The sequence below is a fragment of the Saccharopolyspora sp. NPDC003752 genome (assembly GCF_053605825.1).
The window spans coordinates 16,640-35,670 of record NZ_JBSGJZ010000038.1 but is presented as its reverse complement, the minus strand read 5'-3'; the positions used below and the strand labels follow the sequence as shown (position 1 = coordinate 35,670).

Sequence of the window (19,031 nt, the reverse complement as noted above, 5' to 3'; positions counted from 1 at the left end):
GCAAAATGCAGCTATTATGCATGCATGACTGTTCTGACGATTCGTAATGTGCCCGAAGATGTCCGAGACCTGCTTGCTCGCGCCGCTAAACGGAGTGGTCAGTCCTTACAGGGTTTCTTGCTGTCGGTGCTGGAAAGAGAGGCGCGATTCTCGCGCAACGCGGAGCTGGCTGAGATGGAGCCAGTGGGTGGCGGCCTGCTCAGCATGGACGAGATCGTGACGGCCGTCAGCGCTGCGCGTGGTGAGGCGCCTGGCTCAGGCGATCAGGCGGGTGTTGCATGATCGTTGTCGACACCTCGACACTCGTCTCCTTCTTCCTGGGAGCCAATCACAGCGGCCCTCAGGTCAGGAAACTGCTCGGGGCGCACACGAGCTGGGCGGCTCCCCCGCATCAGCCTGTTGAAATGCTCAATGTTCTCAGAGGTTTGGTCGTCGGCGGCAAGATTGATCAGGGCCATGCCGCCGATGTCCTTGAGCGCTGGAACGTCGCCTACGTGCAGGAACTGAAGTTCACTGCTGCGGTGCGGAACCGGATCTGGGAACTGCGGCACAACCTGTCGGCCTACGATGCCGCATACGTGGCGGTCGCTGAAGTGCATGAACTTCCGCTTGTCACAGGTGATAAGCGCTTGGCCAGGGCCCCCGGGATTCGCTGTGAAATCAGGCTTGTTCAGTGATCACTGGAAGTGAGACCCGCGGGCGCGGGCGGCGGCCATCAGGGGGCCGATGTCGGAGCCTTCGGGGAGGGCGTTCAGCGGCCACCAGCGCAGGTCCAGGGACTCGTCGCTGCGGGCCGGCTCGGCTCCTTCCGGGGCCCGCACGATGAAGCGCACGTCGAAGTGGCGGGTCGGCTTGCCCAGCGAGCAGGTGATCGGGTGCACGTCCAGGTGCACCGGCTCCGGGTCCACGACCAGACCGTCCACACCGGACTCCTCGGTCGCCTCGCGCAGCGCGGCCCCCGCCAGCGACGTGTCCGCCGGCTCGCAGTGGCCGCCGAGCTGCAACCACATCCCCACCCGGGGGTGCAGCGTGAGCAGCACGTTCTCGCCCGCCGCGTCGAGCAGCACGGCCGACGCGGTCACGTGGCCCGGCTCGCAGGCCCGGAGGCAGGCGTCCCCGCGGGCGTCCAGCAAGGTCAGGAAGGCGTGGCGCAATGCGTCCTGCTGCGGATCGGCCGGTCGCCAATCGCCGAGGACGCGCAGCGCGTCCGCGTGCGGCCCGCTCACAGCTCCACCAATCCGCCGTCGAGCTCCCGCGGTTCCCGTGGCCCGCCGCCCGCTTCCGCGGGATGGCCGACCGCCACCGCGCCCAGCGGCTCCCACGAGTCGGGCAGGTCCAGTGCCGACCGGACGACCTCCGGGCAGAACATCGTCGAGGACACCCAGCACGAGCCGAGCTCCTCGGCCGCCAACGCCACCAGCAGCCCCTGCACCGCGGCGCCGCCCGCGACGGTGAACATCTGCCGCTCCGCGTCGGCGCGCAGCTCGTCGGGGTAGTCGTGCGCGCCCTCGCGGACCAGGAACGGCAGCACCAGTTCCGGCGCGGCGTAGAGCAGGTCGCCGCGGCCGACCCGGCGCTGCGCGGCCTCCTCGGAGAGCCCGTCGGCGCGCAGGTCGGTCAGCCAGGCGGAGCGCATCGCGTCCAGCAGCTTCGTCCGAAGTGGACGATCGCGCAGCCAGACGAACCGGACCGGCCGGGTGTGGTGCGGCGCGGGAGCGGTCAGCGCGGCGCCGACCGCGCGGCGCACCGCGTCGGCGTCGACCGGGCCGTTCGCGAACGCCCGCACCGAGCGGCGCATCAGCACCGCCTCGCGGCGGCCCTGCGCCAGCGCCTCGGCGGTGCCCATCCGGAACAGGTCTTCCTCGACGGGCCGCGTCAGGTCGCGGGCGGTCGACCCGTCGTCGGCGGTCGTCAGCCCGCGCACCACGGCGACCGGAACCGAGCCCAGCTTGCCCTTGACCAGGTCGGCCGCCCCGGCGATCTCGTCGGCCACCGCGACCTCGGTCACCGCCAGCTCGTTGCCCTGCGAATCGGTGGCGCCCGCGTAGCGGTGCAGCACCCGCAGGCCGGCGGAGCCGATCGCCACGTCGGTCTGGCCGACCCGCCAGGCGCGGCCCATCGTGTCGGTCACCACCACGGCGACCTGCACGCCGAGCCGCTCGGCGAGCCCGGCCCGCAGCTTGCGCGCGGAAGCGTCCGGGTCGTCCGGCAGCAGCGCGATCTGGTCCAGCGCCACGTTCGAGGCGTCGACGCCCGAGGCCGCCTGCACGATGCCCAGCTTGTTCTGGGTGATCATGAACCGCTCGCGGCGCGCCAGCACGTGGGTGGCCTCGGCCAGCACCAGCTCGCGGCGCAGCTTCTCCCGCAGCTCCGGGTCGCGCGGCGTGGTCACCATGCGGCCCTCGACCTTCGACACCACCTTGCTGGTGACGACCACGACATCGCCGTCGCTGAGCCAGGGCGCGGCCGCCGCGATCGACGCGGCCAGGTCGTCGCCCGGGCCGAACTCGGGCAGCCCGCCCACCGCGAACAGCTGCAACCCGCCCGCGGCCGCGTGATCCTTCATCGCCCCTCCCGGGCCAGGTCGAAGGCCGCCTGCGCCATCGCGGCGGTGGCGTCCACATCGGACATCAGCAGCGGCACGGCGCGAACCCGCACCCCGGGCACCTCGGCACTGTCGCCGGTGTGCACCAACCAGCCGTCCAGGATGCCCTCGGCGTCCTGCCGCGAGCCGTAGTGCCGGCCGACCGCCTCGGCGGTGCTGTCCACCCCGATCGCGGTCAGGCAGGCGTCCGCCATGCCGCGCAGCGGCCGGCCGCCGACGATCGGCGACAACCCCACGACGGGCGCGGACGTCTTCCGCAGCGCGGCGCGGAAGCCCGGCACCGCGAGCAGCGTCCCGATGCTGACCACCGGGTTCGACGGCGCCAGCAGCACCACGTCGGCCTGCTCGATCGCGTCCAGCACGGCCGGCGTCGGCTTCGCCTCGTCCGCGCCCACCGGCACGATCGCGTGCGCCTTCGGCTCCGCGCGGTACCGCACCCACCACTCCTGGAAGTGCACCGCCCGCTGGTCGCCGTGCTCCGGATCGTCGATCGCGACGTGCGTCTCGACCCGTTCGTCGGTGACCGGCAGCAGCCGCACGCCCGGGCGCCACCGGTCGCACAGCGCCTCGGTCACCGCCGACAGCGAGTAGCCCGCGCGCAGCATCCGGGACCGCACCAGGTGGGTGGCGATGTCGCGGTCGCCGAGCCCGAACCAGGTCGGTTCGGCGCCGTAGGCCGCCAGCTCCTCCTTGACCGACCAGGTCTCGTCGACCCGGCCCCACCCCTTCTCGGTGTCGATGCCGTCGCCGAGGGTGTACATGCAGGTGTCGAGGTCGGGGCAGACCCGCAACCCGTGCATCCACACGTCGTCGCCCACGTTGACCACCGCGGTGACCTCGTGCTCGGACTGCTGCTGCGGTTCGCCGATCGCGGGCAGTCCCAACGCCGCTTTGACCCCGAGCAGGAAACGCGCGCCGCCGACTCCGCCGACCAGAACTACGACCTTCACGGCCCCGATCCTCGCACGCCTGCCCGCGCGCCCGGGCGTGAACCTGGTGACGGTCCAGCAGGCGGACGCATCACAGGAAACCGAAGATGCTGCGGAACATGCTCTGCCCCAGGTAGCTGTGCAGCGTGTCGCCGCCGACGAGGTCGAAGACGAAGTACGCGAGCCCGAAGAACGCCTGGCCGACGAACGGCACCCCGATCAGCAGCAGGAACAGCACCAGCGGCGCCCACGGCCGCGCCTTCTCGCCGAACCGCCGCGCCGGGCCGGACAGCCACGGCTCGATCGCGCCGTACCCGTCCAGGCCGGGGATCGGCAGGATGTTCAGCACGAACGCGATCACCTGCAGGAAGGCCAGGTAGGACAGCCCGGCCGCCAGCCCGGTCGGCATCGGCACGACCGCGACGGCGGCGCTGATCAGCAGGCCCAGCACCAGGTTCATCAGCGGCCCGGCCAGCGACACCATCGACTCGGTGCGCCGGGACCGCAGCGCGTGGTGGTTGATCCACACCGCGCCGCCCGGCAGCGGGATGCCGCCGAGCGCCACGAAGATCAGCGGCAGCACGATGCTCAGGACGGGGTCGGTGTAGTGCCGGGGATCCAGCGTCAGGTAGCCCTTGGCGCGCACCGACCAGTCGCCGCCGCGGAACGCGGTGATCGCGTGCCCGAACTCGTGCAGGCACAACGAAGTCGCCCAGCCGCCGAGCACGATCAGCACCACACCGCCGACCCGGGCGGCGTTGTTCTCGAGCGTGGCGAGCACGCCGCCCAGCACGGTCAGCCCGACCAGGCCGAGGAACAAGGGACTCACTCGAACCGCGGATTTGCTCACGCCCCCAGTGTCCACGAACGACTCGCGGGCCGTCCCCGGCACGGGTGGCCGCGCGGTGGTATCCATGATCATGGGGCCTGCCGGTGCTGCGCGCGGAGTACCGGCGATGCGCCGAACGCGCCCATCGGGCGGCCTGCGGGGGTTGTCCCCCTACGGAAGGTCTCCGCTTGACCGCAAGGAGCTACACGGGTGTAATCACAGCAGTGTCATTCGTCGCTGAAATGATCGTTCCTCGGGTGGAAACCGGTTGGATGGTCGCAGGCGGCGGCCGACCGGGTACGGGAGACCCGGTCGGGCACGGGTCGATCGAAGTGCCGCGCGCGGTGAGAGGCGGGCGGTGCGGTCGATCGGCGACGGCGCCGCCGCCGTCGAAGCGCGGGGCTCCCGGCCGACGGGGGCCGGGCGACCTGCGATCAGGAGTGCGTCCTGTTCCGGCCCTGGGGAGGGCCGGCGGGAACGGGAGAAATCGGGGGAAACCAAACGATGTGGGAATCAGGAGATAGCCGCCTCGCGGAGCGTGGGGACGCCACCGCGGCGGAACTCGACGTCCTGGCCGAGCTGTTCGAGATGGGCGACGACGAACAGGAATGGCAGGAGCGCGCGCTGTGCGCCCAGACCGACCCGGAGGCGTTCTTCCCGGAGAAGGGCGGCTCGACGCGGGAGGCGAAGCGCATCTGCGCGGGCTGCGAGGTGCGCTCCGAATGCCTGGAGTACGCGTTGCAGCACGACGAGCGCTTCGGCATCTGGGGCGGGCTGTCCGAACGGGAGCGCCGCAAGCTCAAGCGCCGCGCGGTCTGATCGGCCGCAGTTCGTTTCGAGGGGGTTTTCTTCCGCTCCTGGTGCATTACCGTTCAGCGGTAGTGGATCAGGTTAGCGGGAGGGCATTTTGGTCGCGCCGGTGCTGGCGGTGTTGGTCTGTCACGACGGCGATTCGTGGCTGCCGGAGGTTCTCGCAGCGCTGGGCGACCTGACGGAGAAGCCGCGGCACGTGGTGGCCGTCGACACCGGTTCGGCGGACCGCACCGCAGAACTCCTGGCGCGGGCGCGTGCGAACCGAGTCGTCGACGACGTGCTCACGATGCCGCGCGACACCCTGTTCGGCGCCGCCGTCGCGGAAGCCCTGGCGCACGCGACCAAGCAGTGGGCCGATCCGGGGCGCTGGTTGTGGCTGCTGCACGACGATTCCGCACCCGAGCCGGAATGCCTGGAGCGCTTGCTGCGCGCCGCCGAGGAGGATTCGGCTGCGGCGCTGCTCGGCCCGCTCGGGTTGGACTGGGCGGATCCCCGGCTGGTGGTGGACGCGGGCCTGAGCACGGATGCCGCCGGGCACCGGCGGACCGGCATCGGACCGTCCGAACTGGACCCGGAACTCGTCGGCGAAACGCCCTCCTCGTCCGGCGTGCTGGCGGTGACCACGGCCGGTGCCTTGGTGCGGCGGGATGTCTTCGAGCAGCTCGGCGGTTTCGACGCGGATCTCGGCGGCAGCGCGGACGTCGACCTGGGTTGGCGGATCAACCTGGACGGGCACGGCGTCCGGTGGGTTCCCGGGGCGCGGATGCGGCATGCGGCCGCGAAGCGCGGCCCCCGAGCGGGGGAGCGGGCCGATCGGGTTCGCACGTTCTTGGTGAACGCGCCGGTGTGGGCGTTCCTGCTGGGCCTCCCGCGGCTGTTCTGCCTGGCATTGCTGCGGATGTGCGGCTTCGCGGCGCTGCGGCGGTGGAGCGAGGCGGGCGCCGAGTTCGCGGTGCTGCGAGATTTGCTCGGCGGGCGGTTGAAACTGCTGGCCGGCCGGGCTTCGCGCGCTGCGACGATCCCGGTCCGGCATGGCGTCCGGGGGCTGTTCACGAGCCGGCCGGCGCGGTTGCGGAACTGGGCGCGCACGTCGTTCGAGGGCCTGGTCCGGGAGCGGGTGCGGCGCGATCTGGCCTTGGGGCGGGAGCCGACGGGCTGGCTCATCAAGGCCGATCCCGAAGCGCCGCGGCCCGACAAGCCGAGCCGGTCGGGGCTGGTCGTGGTGCCGGTGCCGGACGTCGGGGCGCCGAAGCCGTCGCCGTTGAAGCGGGACGCGATCCGGCGGGACCTGCTGATCGTGCCGGTCGACCGCTGGCGGGTGCTGCGCGAACTGGTGCTGACGCCGCCCGTGGTGCTGACTGCGTTGCTGGTGCTGTTCGCCCTCGTCACCAATGGACTGATCGCCGACCGCTTCGGGGCCGGTCTGCAAGGCGGCCGGATGCTGCCGGTGGCCGATCTGGCGACGACGTGGCGCGACTACCTGGCGGCCTGGCACCCGGTCAACGGCGGCACCGGCACGCCGGCTTCCCCGTCGCTGCTGGTGCTCGCGCTGCTCGGCACCGTCCTAGGTGGACCGTCGGTGGTGGCGTCGGTGCTGCTGCTGTTCGGCGCTCCGCTGGCGGGCCTCAGCGGTTACCTCGCGACGCGCGCCCTCCCGGTGTCGCGTCTGCGGCGAGCCGTCGCGGCCGGTGCTTACGCCTTGCTACCGGCGGCTTCGCTTTCCGCCGGGCAGGGCCGGTTGGACGTCGTGGTCGCGCACATCCTGGTTCCGCTGCTGCTGGCCGGGATCGTCTCGGTGCTCGGGCAGTCCGGCGGGAAGTGGTTGGGAACGGCGTGCCTGACCGCGCTGGGCCTCGCGGTGCTGGGCGCCTTCGCGCCGCTGCTGCACATCGCGTTCATCGTGCTGACCCTGATCGCCTTCGTCGTGCTGCCGAGCGCGGGTTCGCGCGATCGGCGCCGGGTGGCCGGGCTGGTCGCGGTGGCGCTGCTGTCCGTCGCGTGCCTGCTGCCGTGGCCCGCGGTGCTCCTGCACCACCCGCAGATGTTGTTGCACGGCCTAGGTGCGCGGATCACCGAGACCCCGGCGGGTGCCTGGCTGCTGGCGCTGAGCCCTGATGGGTCGCCGGCGAGCCTGGTCGGCGCGTTGTTCGCGCTCGCTGCGGTCGCCGCGCTGGTCACCGCTTGGTCTCCGCGGATGTTGCCGGGCGCGGCCGTCGCGGTCTTCGGCTGGGCGCTGGCCGCGATGGTGGACAACCTCGCCGCCGAACCGATCACCGGCGGCCCGAGCACGACCGGCTGGACCGGCGGACCGCTGGTGATCGCCGCGGCCGGGTGCGGGTGGATCGTGCTGGTGGCGCGGAAACCGCGCGTGTCCGGCAAGATCCTGCTGCCGGCGCTGGTGGTCGGCCTGCTGGGGCTGACGACCGGTGCCGCGTTCGCGACGGTCGGCGGGCCGCTGCGAGCCCAGTCGACCATCGCGGCGGATCTGCCCGGTTCGCTGCTGGTCCTCGACCCCGGGCCGCAACCCGCGCGGCTCGTGGACGGCACCGTGCCCCGCTTCGGCGACGATGACCTCGCGCCGGTCGGCACGGCCGTCGACTGGCTCCGCCGGGTCGACGACGACCTGCAGTCCGGCGATCCCGCGCGGACGCGCGCCGCGCTCGCGGCGTCGGCGGCCCGCGGCGTCGGTTTCATCGCGGTACCGGACGATTCCCGGCTGCCTGCAGTCGCTGCGGGGCTGGTCGCCGAGCACGGGCGGCTGCCCGACGGGCGCCGCGTCCTGCGGCTGCTGCTGCCGAACAGCCCGGTGGAGCTGCTCGGGCCGGACCTCGCGCGGCAGGCGCGCACCGAGCCCGCGCCGACACCGGAGGCGAGGCCGTTGCAGGTGGCCGCCGGGCTGCCGCTGTTCACGGTCCGGATGTCCGAGGGCGGTGCCGGCCGGGCGCTGGTCCTCGGCGCGGAGAACGAGCCCGGCTGGTACGCCAGGATCGACGGCCGGACGTTCCCGCTGGCCACGGCCTGGGGCCACCAGGTGGCGATCCCGCTGCCGGAGAACGCCGCCGAGGTCCAGGTCGGCTACACGGAGGTGCCGCGCACCGCGTTCCTCGGCGTGCAGTTGGCGTTCGTCCTGTTCGCCCTCGTCGCGGCTTTCCCCGAACGCCGCCGCGCGAAGCCCAGGAGCACCTGAGCCGCAGCGCCGCCCGGTGCGGGTTCTTCCCAATTGCGCCCGAGAATTGGGAAAAACCGGTCCGGATCGTCAGGCGGCGGTGCGCTCGTCGGTGCCCGGGACCTTCGCCGTGCTGAGCGCGATGCGGTTCCAGGTGTTGATGGTGAAGATCAGCGCGAGCAGCCGGGCCAGCTCCGGCTCCGCGAAGTGCTCCGCGGCGCGGGCGTAGACGTCGGCCGGCACGCCGCCCTGGGACACCAGCGTGACGGCCTCGGTCAGCTCCAGCGCGGTCAGCTCCGCCTCGGTGAAGAAGCCGCGCGCCTCCCGCCACACCTGCACCATGTGCAGCCGCTCTTCGCTCTCCCCGGCCTTGCGGGCGTCCGTGGTGTGCATGTGCAGGCAGTACGCGCAGCCGTTGAGCTGAGAGGCGCGGATCTGGACGAGCTCGACCAGCGCGGGGTCGAGGCCCTCCCGCGCCGCGGTGTCGAACCCGATCAGGGCCTTGAACGCCTTCGGCGCGGACTTCGCGAAGTCGAGTCGCTTCGTTTCGTCGTTCGTCATGCGCTCCACGCTATGGCGCGAATCGACCGGTCGTAGAGTGCATTCACGTGTCAGATTCTTGGGTCAATTCGGCCGAGCGGACGGGCAGCGACCTGCACCTGGACCTGTCGGGTCCGGGCAGTCGCCGGTCGGTGCTCATGGGTGCCTTGCGGGACGCGATCCGGTCCGGGCGGCTGGCGCCGGGCACGCGGCTGCCGCCGTACCGCTCGCTGGCCGCGGACTTGGGCCTCGCCCGCAACACCGTCGCCGCCGCCTACGCCGAGCTCATCGCGGAGGGCTGGCTGACCGCCCGGCAGGGCTCCGGCACCCGCGTCGCGCAGCGCGCCGAACCGCGCAAACCAACCCGTGCTCCGAAAGAGGCGCGAAGTGTCGCCGAGCCGGTCCACAACCTGCGGCAGGGCCAGCCGGACGCCGCATCGTTCCCGCGCACCGCCTGGCTGGCCTCGGCCCGGCGAGCCATCAACGCCGCGCCGAACGAGGCCTTCGGCCCCGGTGACCCGCAAGGCAGGCCCGAGCTGCGGCGAGCGCTCGCCGACTACCTCTCGCGGGTCCGCGGCGTGCGGGCGCGACCGGACCAGATCGTGATCTGCTCCGGCTTCGCGCACGCGCTACGCCTGCTGTGCCCCGGTGTCCTGCGCGGACCGCTCGCCGTGGAGTCCTACGGCCTCGCCTTCCACCGCGAACTGCTGCACCAGGCGTCGATCAAGACCATCCCGCTCGAGCTCGACGAGTACGGGCCCCGCGTCGACGAACTGCCGTCCCGCAAGGGAGTGCGCGCGGTGCTGCTGACGCCCGCGCACCAGTTCCCGACCGGCGGCCCGCTGCATCCGGCCAGACGCGCCGCCGTCGTCGACTGGGCCAGGGCCCGTGACGGGCTGGTCCTGGAGGACGACTACGACGGCGAGTTCCGCTACGACCGCGAACCGGTGGGCGCGGTGCAGGGCCTGGACCCGGACCGCGTGCTGTACGTCGGCTCGGTCAGCAAGAGCTTGTCGCCGGCGGTTCGGCTCGGCTGGATGGTGCTGCCCGAGCACCTGGTCGACGACGTGCTGGCGGTCAAGGGCGAACGGGAGGCCTGGGCCAGCGTCCTCGACCAGCTCACCCTCGCCGACTTCGTCGACTCCGGGCACTACGACCGCCACGTCCGCCGCATGCGCCAGCGCTACCGCCGCCGCCGAGACCAGCTCGTCGCGAGGCTCCTCGAACGTGCTCCGCACGTCACCGCGACCGGCGTCGCCGCAGGCTTGCACGCCGTGCTCCGCCTGCCCCCGGGCTCCGAGCGCTCCGCTGTCGCGGCCGCGGCCCGGCGGGGCCTCGCCCTGGACGGGCTCGCCGGCTTCCGCCACCCGGACGCCGCGATGCCCGCGATGGACGGGCTGGTCGTCGGCTACGCCACGCCGCCCGAACACGCGTACGCCTCGGCGCTGGACGCGCTGGCGGATGCGTTGAGCGAAGTGCGGTCGTGAGTGGGATGCGGTAGGGCGGCCCTTTGTCTTTGAAGCGGCGCAGCCGCTTAGCTCGCCTATGCAACGTGCACCGCCGCGGGTTCTCAGGGGTCTTCTCGCGAGGACAGCCCCGACGCGTCGTATTGGTCATACGTGTGTCGGGGATCCCACAGCGAGAAGGCGCCTGAGGTCCCGCTACTTGCACCGCCACGCAGGACGAGTTTGCAACAAGCGAATCACTGGCCTTCGATGACGTCGGGATCCAGCCCGAGGTAGGTCGCGACCTGCTCGACGAGCACGTCGTGCAGCAGGTCCGCCATGTCCGTGCCGTCGCGGGCCCGCGCTTCCAGCGGCCGCCGGTACAGCACGATGCGCGCCCGGGTCGGCAGGCCGCGCCGGTCCACGCCCGCCGGGACGAGCCGGGCCAGCGGCACGTTGGCGTCCACCACCACGTCGTCGTCCCAGACCAGCTTCTCCGGGGTGGTGCTGGTGATCTCGGGTACCTCGTCGACAGCCACGTCGAGCTGGGTCAGCTCGGCGTGCCAGCGCTGTTCGATCGGTTCGAGCGCCTCCAGCACCAGCGCGTCGAACCGCTGCGAACGGCTGCGCGATACCGGAACCGAGGACGGGTACAGCGGTCCGCGCAGGCCACGGCCCCGCCGGTCCCGGCGGAAGCGGCTTCGACGCCGAGATCCACGTGCGGTCACCACGGGCCGAGGGTACGCCTTCGGCGGTCAAGGTCGGGACAAGCGTCGGGAGGATTCGCGTTCCGCCACCCGCCATGCCCAGGACCGTGCGCGACGTCGATCGCCGCCAGGCTCCGAAGACTGGACAACCCACGCAAATCGACCACCGTGCCGCCGGCTGTTCGCGCAGAGCTGACTGCCGGAAACCGGTGCTCGCGCGGGCTGTCGCGAGCGGTTTCCGCGTGCCTGCGCCGCGCGCCGGAGGGAGGGCGCTATCGTGCGTGTCGTGCGGAGCGTGAGGCGTTGCTCGCGGACCGGGTGTACCAACCCGGCCGTCGCCACGCTCACTTATGCCTACGCGGACTCCACCGCGGTCGTCGGCCCGCTCGCCACCTACGCCGAACCGCACAGCTACGACCTGTGCGAAGCGCACGCGCTGCGGCTCACCGTGCCGAAAGGCTGGGAGGTCGTGCGGCACGAAGGCGAATTCGCGCCACCGGAACCTTCCGACGACGACCTGACCGCGTTAGCGGAGGCCGTGCGGGAAGCAGGTCGGCCGGATCGGCCGGTCGAGGTCCAGGGCCTCGCCCCGGGTGGTAGCCGGCGCGGACATCTGCGCGCCCTGCCCGATCCGATCGACGGTGAATAGATCGTGACGAACAGCTCGCGTGCGTCGAGCTGGCGCCACCGCGCCCTCGATCGCCGGTAGGCTTCGAGCCACGTCGTCGGACGCGGAACGGGGAGGGTGCAGCGTGCGGGACCTGTCGGGGATCGTCAAGGCCTACGACATCCGCGGGGTGGTCGGTGACGGCCTGGACGCCGACGTGGTGCGGGAGATCGGCGCCGCCTTCACCCGGCTCGTGGGTGGTCCGGCGGTGGTCATCGGACACGACATGCGGGAATCCTCGCCGGGACTGGCCGCGGCGTTCGCCGAAGGCGTCACCGGCCAGGGTGTCGATGTGATCAACATTGGGCTGGCCAGCACCGACATGCTGTACTTCGCCTCGGGGCGGCTCGACCTGCCCGGCGCGATGTTCACCGCCAGCCACAACCCGGCCCGCTACAACGGCATCAAGTTGTGCCGCGCCGGGGCCGCCCCGGTCGGCCAGGACAGCGGCCTGTCCGAGATCCAGGAGCTGGTCGCGCACGGCGTGCCGGAGTTCCTGGGCGCCAAGGGCGCCACCACCCATCGCGACCTCGTCGACGAATACGCCGCCTTCCTGCGCGAACTGGTCGACATCAGAGGCATCCGCCCGCTGAAGGTCGTGGTCGACGCCGGCAACGGGATGGGCGGGCACACGGTGCCGACCGTCTTCGACGGCCTGCCGATCGAGCTGGTGCCGATGTACTTCGAGCTGGACGGCACCTTCCCCAACCACGAGGCCAACCCGCTCGACTCGGCGAACCTGGTCGACCTGCAGGCCAAGGTCCGCGAGGTCGGAGCCGACGCCGGGCTGGCCTTCGACGGCGACGCCGACCGCTGCTTCGTGGTCGACGAGCGCGCCGAACCGGTCTCGCCGAGCGCGATCACCGCGCTGGTCGCGGTGCGCGAGCTGGCCAAGGAGCCCGGCGGGACGATCATCCACAACCTGATCACCTCCAAGGCCGTGCCCGAGATCGTCGCCGGGCACGGCGGCAAGCCGGTGCGCACCCGCGTCGGGCATTCGTTCATCAAGCAGACGATGGCCGAGACCGGGGCGATCTTCGGCGGCGAGCACTCCGCGCACTACTACTTCCGCGACTTCTGGCGCGCCGACTCCGGCATGCTCGCCGCGCTGCACGTGCTCGCCGCGCTCGGCGGCCAGGACCAGCCGCTTTCGGAGCTGATGACCGACTACTCGCGGTACGCCGCCTCCGGCGAGATCAACTCCACGGTCGACGACCAGCAGGACCGGATGCGCGCCGTGGCCGAGGCCTTCGGTGACCGCAATGGCGCTCGTGTGGACGAGCTCGACGGGCTTACCGTGGAGCTGGCGGACGGCTCCTGGTTCAACATTCGCCCGTCCAACACCGAACCGCTGCTCCGGCTCAACGTGGAGGCAAGGGACACTGACGCGATGGCCGCGCTGCGCGATGAGGTGCTGGCAGTCGTCCGAGGATGACGACCCGGCGTCGCCGCGATGGCAGGAGTGCGTGCCCGCGAGGTCGGCGCGGGTGAGTTTGGGAGGAAAAGTGGCCGTTGACCTGCAACCACAGCTGTTGGAGATCCTGGCATGCCCGTGCCCGGAGCACGCGCCGTTGCGGCCGGGGCTCGGCGATGACGCGCAGGCCGACTACCTGACCTGCACCTCCTGCGGCCGTGGTTTCCCGGTCCGGGACGGAATTCCGGTGCTCCTGCTGGACGAGGCGGTCGGGGGGCCGGCCCCTGGCGCGGCCGGGGAGGGGTGACGTTCGTGCTGGACGACAGTCTCTTCGACGACCCGGCCAGGCTGGCCGATGTGGATTCCGGCGGCCTGCTGCGGCTCGCCGCGCTCTCCGGGGCGCAGGTCCGGGCCGCGGTGGAGAGGGCGAGCGAAGCGGACCTGGCCGAGCTCGCCGACGGGCGCCCGCGCGCCGTGGTGCTGCTGGCGCGCCCCGGCGTCGGCCCGGGCGTCTGCAGCCTGCTGGCGGCCCTGGCCGGGCCGCGATGCCCGGTCCCGCTGGTGATCGCCGAATCGGTCCCGGCGTGGGTCGGCGCGCTGGACGTCGTCTTCGCGCACACCGACGACGTCGGCGACGCGGCGCTGGCCGAGTCGGTCTCGGTGGCCTGCCGTCGCGGTGCGTCGGTCGTGCTCGCCGCCCCGGCCGACGGCCCGGTCGCGGCCGCCGGTGCAGGCCGCGCCAAGCTGCTCCCGCCGCGCATACCGGTGCCACCGGCGCTGTCGTTCGCACACGTCTTCGCGGCCGGGCTCAGCATGCTCGGCGCCCTCGGCCTGCTCCACTTCGACGCCGAGAGCCTGGCCGGCGTGCTGGACCGGGAAGCCGAACGCGCGCACCCGAGCCACGAATCCCTGGTCAACCCCGCGAAGTCGCTGGCCCTGCGGCTCGCCGACCGCGCCCCGCTGCTCTGGGGCCTCGACCCGGTGTCGACGGCAGTGGCGGCGCACGGCGCGTTCGCGCTCGGCTGCCACGCAGGCGTGGCCTGCGGCGTCGCCGACTACCCGCAGGCGGCCACCGAGCGGGCGCTGCACCGCGCCGCCGCCGCGGTCGGCTCCGAGGCGGATCTGTTCGCCGACCCCGAGGACAACCCGGGCGCGCTGCTGCGCGTGTTCCTGGTCAGCGCGCGGTACGACGCGCGGGGGGAGGCATTCGAACGAGCCGCGACGCGGGACCTGCCCAGCGCGGACCTGGTCACGCCCGGCGAGTCGGTGGGCGACGACGCCGTGCTGCGGTCCGCGGCACTGGCCGCCCGGTTCGACCTGGCCGCCGTGTACCTGGGGCTGGCCGCCGGAACCTTGAACGGGCCCGGCTGGCCGGCGATGGCGGTTCACTGAGGGAAAGTTCAGGGGATGCCCCGATGCCGCCCGCCGGTCCGGCGCGGTGTGCTGTGCTGGGCGTCGGGCACGAGCAGACGCTAGGACGAGGAAGCGAGAATCGACTGTGGAGCTACTGCGGAACGCGGTGCGCCCCTATGCGTGGGGCTCGCGTACCGCTATTGCTGATCTGCTCGGTCGGCCCGTTCCCACGCCGCACCCCGAAGCCGAGCTGTGGATGGGCGCCCACCCGGGTGACCCGTCGCGGGTGGTCCGGTCCGGCGGGGAAGAGGTGTCGCTGCTGTCCCTGCTGGACAGCGATCCGGCGCACCACCTCGGCCCGGCGTGCGTGGACCGCTGGGGTGGCCGGTTGCCGTTCCTGCTCAAGGTGCTGGCGGCCGACGAGCCGCTGAGCCTGCAGGCGCATCCGTCCGCGGCGCAGGCGGCAGAGGGCTTCCAGCAGGAGGAGCGAGCGGGTATCGCCCGCAACGCCCCCAACCGCAACTACCCAGACCCCACCGCGAAGCCCGAGCTGATCTGCGCGCTGACCGAGTTCCACGCGCTGGCCGGGTTCCGCGACGCGCAGCGGACCGTGCGCCTGCTCGACGAGCTCGCCGTCCCGAGCCTGCGCGCCCACCGCGAACTGCTGGCCGCGCAACCCGATGCCGACGGCCTGCGCGCCCTGTTCACCACCTGGATCACGCTCCCCGAGCACTACCTGCGCGAGGTGCTGCCGGACCTGCTGGAAGCCTGCGTGGCCCACGTGCGGGAGCACGGCGAGTTCGGGCTGGAGTGCCGGACGGTGCTCGAACTCGGCGAGGCGTACCCGAACGACGCCGGAGTGCTGGCCAGCCTGCTGCTGAACCGGATCGTGCTCCAGCCCGGCGAAGCGATCTTCCTGCCCGCCGGGAACCTGCACGCCTACCTGCACGGCACCGGCATCGAGATCCTGGCCAACTCCGACAACATCCTGCGCTGCGGCCTGACGCCCAAGCACGTCGACGTGCCCGAGCTGCTGCGGGTCCTCGACTTCGCCTGCGGCGACATGCGGGTGCTCAAGGGCGAGTCGCTGGACGCCAACCTGACCGCCTACCGGACGCCGGCCGACGAGTTCGAACTGTCCAGGCTGGACTGGACGCCGGCCGAGGGCGGCGCGGTCCGGCTGGACTCGCCCGGGCCGCAGATACTCCTGTGCACCAGGGGACGCGTCCGGCTGACCAACGGCAACGGGTCGCTGCCGCGCGAGCTGGTGCTGGAACGCGGCCACTCGGTGTGGCTGGCGGCATCCGACCCGGCGGTGGAGGTGCACCCGGTCGAGCTCGACGCCGACGGCAGCGCGCAGGTCTTCCGCGCCGCCGCGGGCGTGTTCTGAGGTCGCCGGTTCCGCGGACCTGATCCCCCGGCGCGGGGCCAGCGGGTAGATTTCTCCCGTCATCGGGCCGGGCACCGGCCTCCCCGCACACCGAATCGGGAGATACATCGTGTCAGCAGGAGGCGGAACCAAGGCCATCCTGGCCGCGCTGGCCGCGAACGCGGGCATCGCCGTGGCCAAGTTCGGCGGGTTCCTGTTCACCGGTTCCTCGTCGATGCTGGCGGAAGCGGTGCACTCGGTCGCCGACACCTCGAACCAGGGACTGCTGCTGCTCGGGCAGAAGACCTCGCAGCGCAAGCCCACCCCGGAACACCCCTTCGGGTACGGCCGGGACCGCTACTTCTACTCGTTCGTCGTCGCGCTGCTGCTGTTCAGCCTGGGTTCGGTGTTCGCGCTCTACGAGGGCATCCACAAGATCCAGCACCCCGAGCCGCTGCACTCGGCGTGGGTGGCGGTGGTCATCCTGCTGATCGCGATCGGCCTGGAGACCTTCAGCTTCATCACCGCGATCCGGGAATCGAAGGCGATCAAGGGCGAGCTGACCTGGTGGCAGTTCATCCGGCAGGCCAAGACCCCGGAGCTGCCGGTGGTGCTGCTGGAGGACTTCGGCGCGCTGATCGGCCTGGTGCTCGCGCTCGGCGGCGTCGGCCTCACCGCGCTGACCGGCGACCCGGTCTGGGACGGAATCGGTACCGCGTGCATCGGCGTGCTGCTGGGGGCGATCGCGATCGTGCTGATCGTCGAGACCAAGAGCCTGCTCATCGGCGAGGGCGCGACCCGCGACGTGCTCGACGAGATCGTGGGCCAGCTGGAGGCCGAGCGGGTGGAGAAGGTGATCCACATCCGGACCCAGTACCTCGGCCCGGAGGAGCTGCTGATCGCCGCCAAGATCGGTCTCGCCCCGTCGCTGTCGGTGGCCGAGGTGGCGGCCGAGATCGACGGCGCCGAGGCGCGGGTCCGGGCGAAGGTGCCCGCGGCCCGGCTGATCTACCTCGAACCGGACCTGGAGCGGGGCCGCGCCGCGACCGCGTGACCGCCGCGTCGACGAGCCAGGTGCTGCCCCGGACCGGGATCCCCGACATCATGTGCCTGTGTGACGTCGAGGGGTTCCCGATCGATCACCGTACGTAGGTGAAACGGGCAGACATCCTGCTTCCGGGGGTAAGACCAGGGCGTGTTTGCATTACAAGGAGTTAACGAAACGGGTGGCGGGCTCAAGTCAGCTGGTTTCGATCGAGATACTGCCGCGTTAGGGTGCGGACCCACCATTTGGGCTCAATGAGGGAGGCGACAGTGCCAGGCACTGGGCTGTGGCGAACCAAATCGGTCGAACAATCCATCTTGGATACCGACGAACCGGACACCAAGCTGCGAAAGAACCTCGGAACCTGGGACCTGATCGTCTTCGGGGTTTCCGTGGTCATCGGTGCGGGCATCTTCACGCTCGCCGCGCGAACCGCCGGTGACGTCACCGGCCCCTCGGTGTCGCTGGCGTTCGTGCTCGCCGCGATCGCCTGCGGGCTGGCGGCGCTGTGCTACGCCGAGTTCGCCTCCACCGTTCCGGTCGCGGGCAGCGCGTACACCTACTCGTACGCGACGTTCGGCGAGTTCATCGCCTGGATCATCGGCTGGGACCTGATCCTGGAGTTCGCCGTCGCGGCGGCCGCGGTGGCCAAGGGCTGGTCGATCTACCTGGAGCAGGTGCTCAAGCTGATCGGCCTGGAGGTGCCCACGGTCCTGCCGCTGGGCCCGCTGCAGTTCGACTGGGGTGCCGTGCTGCTCACGGTGGTGCTGTGCACCCTGCTGGCCCTCGGCACGAAGCTGTCGGCCCGCGTCAGCCTGGTGATCACGCTGATCAAGGTGGCCGTGGTGCTGCTGGTCATCGTGGTCGGCCTGGCCTACGTGAACGCGGCCAACTACAGCCCGTTCATCCCGCCGGCGCAGACCGCCGCCGAGGAAGGCCCGAAGCTGGAGCAGTCGCTGCTGTCGCTGATCCTCGGCGGTGAGACCAGCACGTACGGCGTCTTCGGCCTGCTGGCCGCGGCATCGCTGGTGTTCTTCGCCTTCATCGGCTTCGACATCGTGGCCACCACGGCGGAGGAGACCAAGAACCCGCAGAAGATGGCGCCCCGCGGCATCCTCGGCAGCCTCGCGATCGTCACCGTGCTCTACGTCGCGGTCGCGCTGGTCGTCACCGGCATGGTGCCCTACACCGACCTCGCGACCGCCGAGGACGGCAGCCGTTCCACGCTGGCCACGGCCTTCGCCCAGCACGGCGTGAACTGGGCGGCGGCGATCATCTCGGTCGGCGCCCTGGCCGGCCTGACCACGGTCGTCATGGTGCTGTTGCTGGGGCAGACCCGCGTGCTGTTCGCGATGTCCCGCGACGGCCTGGTGCCGCGCGGCCTGGCCAAGACCGACCCGAAGCACGGCACCCCGGTCCGGGCCACCATCCTGGTCGGCGCGGTCGTGGTCGTCGCGTCCGGTTTCTTCCCGGCGGACAAGCTGGAAGAGATGGTCAACGTCGGCACGCTGTTCGCCTTCGTGCTCGTCTCGCTCGGCGTGATCGTGCTCCGCAGGACCCGGCCCGATCTGCCGCGCGGCTTCCGGGCCCCGCTGGTGCCGCTGGTGCCGATCCTGGCGATCCTGGCCTGCTTCTGGCTGATGCTGAACCTGACCGCCCTGACCTGGGTCCGGTTCGTGGTCTGGATGGTCGCCGGTGTCGTGATCTACTTCCTGTACGGCCGCAAGCACTCGCGGCTGGCCCAGCGCCAGGCCGGTGAGGTGGCCGCAGGCGGTGCGGTGCCCCAGGACGGGGGCTCCAAGGACTAGCCGACTGGCTGACCGATCGAAGCGGCGCCGCCCTCGGAGGGCGGCGCCGCTTTTTCGCCTGCGATTCGAACAAATGTTCACCTGGCTGAGTGATGATCTCCGCCGTCCGGCTCCGGATCATGGAGGCATGACACGGAGAACAGCTCAAATCAGGAACAGCCATCACTCCGGATGCCGCAGCAGCAGGGCTCGCGGAGGCAGGAATGCGAGGATCGAGGGCGGGCCCTTGCCTACGGCGTTCGTGCCCGCCAGCCTCGTCGGCGAGGCGCGATCTTCCGGAGCGCCTCCGCCGCGCCGGAGGTCCTCGCTTGGCGCACGCGTGGAGCACGCCATGCCGCTTT

At 71.7% G+C, this 19,031-nt stretch carries 18 protein-coding genes; 12 read left to right on the top strand and 6 right to left on the bottom strand.

All coding sequences use genetic code 11. The annotated features are described in order from the left end of the window. Positions 1 to 24 precede the first annotated feature (24 nt). Entirely contained in the window at positions 25 to 282 is a 258-nt protein-coding gene (locus ACWEV3_RS34365) for a FitA-like ribbon-helix-helix domain-containing protein (protein WP_452617884.1), read from the top strand. Continuing rightward, entirely contained in the window at positions 279 to 677 is a 399-nt protein-coding gene (locus tag ACWEV3_RS34360) for a type II toxin-antitoxin system VapC family toxin (protein ID WP_452617883.1), read from the top strand. Before ACWEV3_RS34365 ends, ACWEV3_RS34360 begins: the two co-directional genes overlap by 4 nt. Here ACWEV3_RS34360 and ACWEV3_RS34355 read toward each other — a convergent pair whose 3' ends face one another. From ACWEV3_RS34355 to ACWEV3_RS34340, 4 genes are all read right to left on the bottom strand, one after another. Further along, a complete protein-coding gene (locus ACWEV3_RS34355) occupies positions 678 to 1,226 on the bottom strand; it encodes an NUDIX hydrolase (protein WP_452617882.1) in 549 nt (182 codons plus the stop codon). Continuing rightward, entirely contained in the window at positions 1,223 to 2,566 is a 1,344-nt protein-coding gene (locus ACWEV3_RS34350; RefSeq protein ID WP_452617881.1) for a coenzyme F420-0:L-glutamate ligase, read from the bottom strand. Before ACWEV3_RS34350 ends, ACWEV3_RS34355 begins: the two co-directional genes overlap by 4 nt. After that, positions 2,563 to 3,555, bottom strand: coding sequence for a 2-phospho-L-lactate transferase (cofD, locus tag ACWEV3_RS34345; protein WP_452617880.1), 993 nt, complete (start codon positions 3,553 to 3,555; stop codon positions 2,563 to 2,565). The genes ACWEV3_RS34350 and cofD overlap by 4 nt, the downstream gene beginning before the upstream one ends. Before the next feature lie 70 nt (positions 3,556 to 3,625). After that, on the bottom strand, positions 3,626 to 4,384 hold the full coding sequence (locus ACWEV3_RS34340) for a site-2 protease family protein (protein ID WP_452617879.1): 759 nt from the start codon (positions 4,382 to 4,384) through the stop codon (positions 3,626 to 3,628). 567 nt (positions 4,385 to 4,951) lie between these two features. On the opposite strand from ACWEV3_RS34340, the gene ACWEV3_RS34335 reads away from it, so the two are divergent. Both ACWEV3_RS34335 and ACWEV3_RS34330 read left to right on the top strand, forming a co-directional pair. Continuing rightward, complete coding sequence (locus tag ACWEV3_RS34335) at positions 4,952 to 5,182, top strand: WhiB family transcriptional regulator (protein ID WP_165968123.1); 231 nt, start codon at positions 4,952 to 4,954, stop codon at positions 5,180 to 5,182. A 109-nt stretch (positions 5,183 to 5,291) separates the two neighbouring features. Beyond that, the gene (locus ACWEV3_RS34330; RefSeq protein ID WP_452617878.1) at positions 5,292 to 8,363 is read left to right on the top strand and encodes a glycosyltransferase; all 3,072 of its coding nucleotides are present in this window, start codon (positions 5,292 to 5,294) and stop codon (positions 8,361 to 8,363) included. Positions 8,364 to 8,432: 69 nt separating this feature from the next. On the opposite strand, the gene ACWEV3_RS34325 is transcribed toward ACWEV3_RS34330, so the two are convergent. Then, entirely contained in the window at positions 8,433 to 8,903 is a 471-nt protein-coding gene (locus ACWEV3_RS34325) for a carboxymuconolactone decarboxylase family protein (protein ID WP_452617877.1), read from the bottom strand. 47 nt (positions 8,904 to 8,950) lie between these two features. Between ACWEV3_RS34325 and pdxR the strand changes: the two genes are divergently transcribed. Then, positions 8,951 to 10,369, top strand: coding sequence for a MocR-like pyridoxine biosynthesis transcription factor PdxR (gene pdxR / locus ACWEV3_RS34320; RefSeq protein ID WP_452617876.1), 1,419 nt, complete (start codon positions 8,951 to 8,953; stop codon positions 10,367 to 10,369). 215 nt (positions 10,370 to 10,584) lie between these two features. On the opposite strand, the gene ACWEV3_RS34315 is transcribed toward pdxR, so the two are convergent. After that, positions 10,585 to 11,058 (bottom strand): metallopeptidase family protein, encoded by a 474-nt coding sequence (locus ACWEV3_RS34315; RefSeq protein WP_177226553.1) that lies wholly within the window; start codon positions 11,056 to 11,058, stop codon positions 10,585 to 10,587. A gap of 262 nt (positions 11,059 to 11,320) precedes the next feature. On the opposite strand from ACWEV3_RS34315, the gene ACWEV3_RS34310 reads away from it, so the two are divergent. The 7 genes from ACWEV3_RS34310 to ACWEV3_RS34280 all read left to right on the top strand — a co-directional run bounded on the left by ACWEV3_RS34310 (position 11,321) and on the right by ACWEV3_RS34280 (position 18,690). Next, positions 11,321 to 11,683, top strand: a complete 363-nt coding sequence (locus ACWEV3_RS34310) for a DUF3499 domain-containing protein (protein WP_452617875.1) — start codon at positions 11,321 to 11,323, stop codon at positions 11,681 to 11,683. A gap of 103 nt (positions 11,684 to 11,786) precedes the next feature. After that, entirely contained in the window at positions 11,787 to 13,136 is a 1,350-nt protein-coding gene (locus ACWEV3_RS34305) for a phosphomannomutase/phosphoglucomutase (protein ID WP_452617874.1), read from the top strand. A gap of 70 nt (positions 13,137 to 13,206) precedes the next feature. After that, entirely contained in the window at positions 13,207 to 13,422 is a 216-nt protein-coding gene (locus ACWEV3_RS34300; RefSeq protein WP_093267122.1) for a Trm112 family protein, read from the top strand. A gap of 5 nt (positions 13,423 to 13,427) precedes the next feature. Further along, positions 13,428 to 14,507 (top strand): hypothetical protein, encoded by a 1,080-nt coding sequence (locus ACWEV3_RS34295; RefSeq protein WP_452617873.1) that lies wholly within the window; start codon positions 13,428 to 13,430, stop codon positions 14,505 to 14,507. 106 nt (positions 14,508 to 14,613) lie between these two features. Then, the gene (gene manA / locus ACWEV3_RS34290) at positions 14,614 to 15,858 is read left to right on the top strand and encodes a mannose-6-phosphate isomerase, class I (protein WP_452617872.1); all 1,245 of its coding nucleotides are present in this window, start codon (positions 14,614 to 14,616) and stop codon (positions 15,856 to 15,858) included. 109 nt (positions 15,859 to 15,967) lie between these two features. Then, a complete protein-coding gene (locus tag ACWEV3_RS34285; RefSeq protein ID WP_452617870.1) occupies positions 15,968 to 16,891 on the top strand; it encodes a cation diffusion facilitator family transporter in 924 nt (307 codons plus the stop codon). Positions 16,892 to 17,151: 260 nt separating this feature from the next. Further along, positions 17,152 to 18,690, top strand: coding sequence for an amino acid permease (locus tag ACWEV3_RS34280; protein ID WP_452617869.1), 1,539 nt, complete (start codon positions 17,152 to 17,154; stop codon positions 18,688 to 18,690). The last annotated feature ends 341 nt before the right edge of the window (positions 18,691 to 19,031 follow it).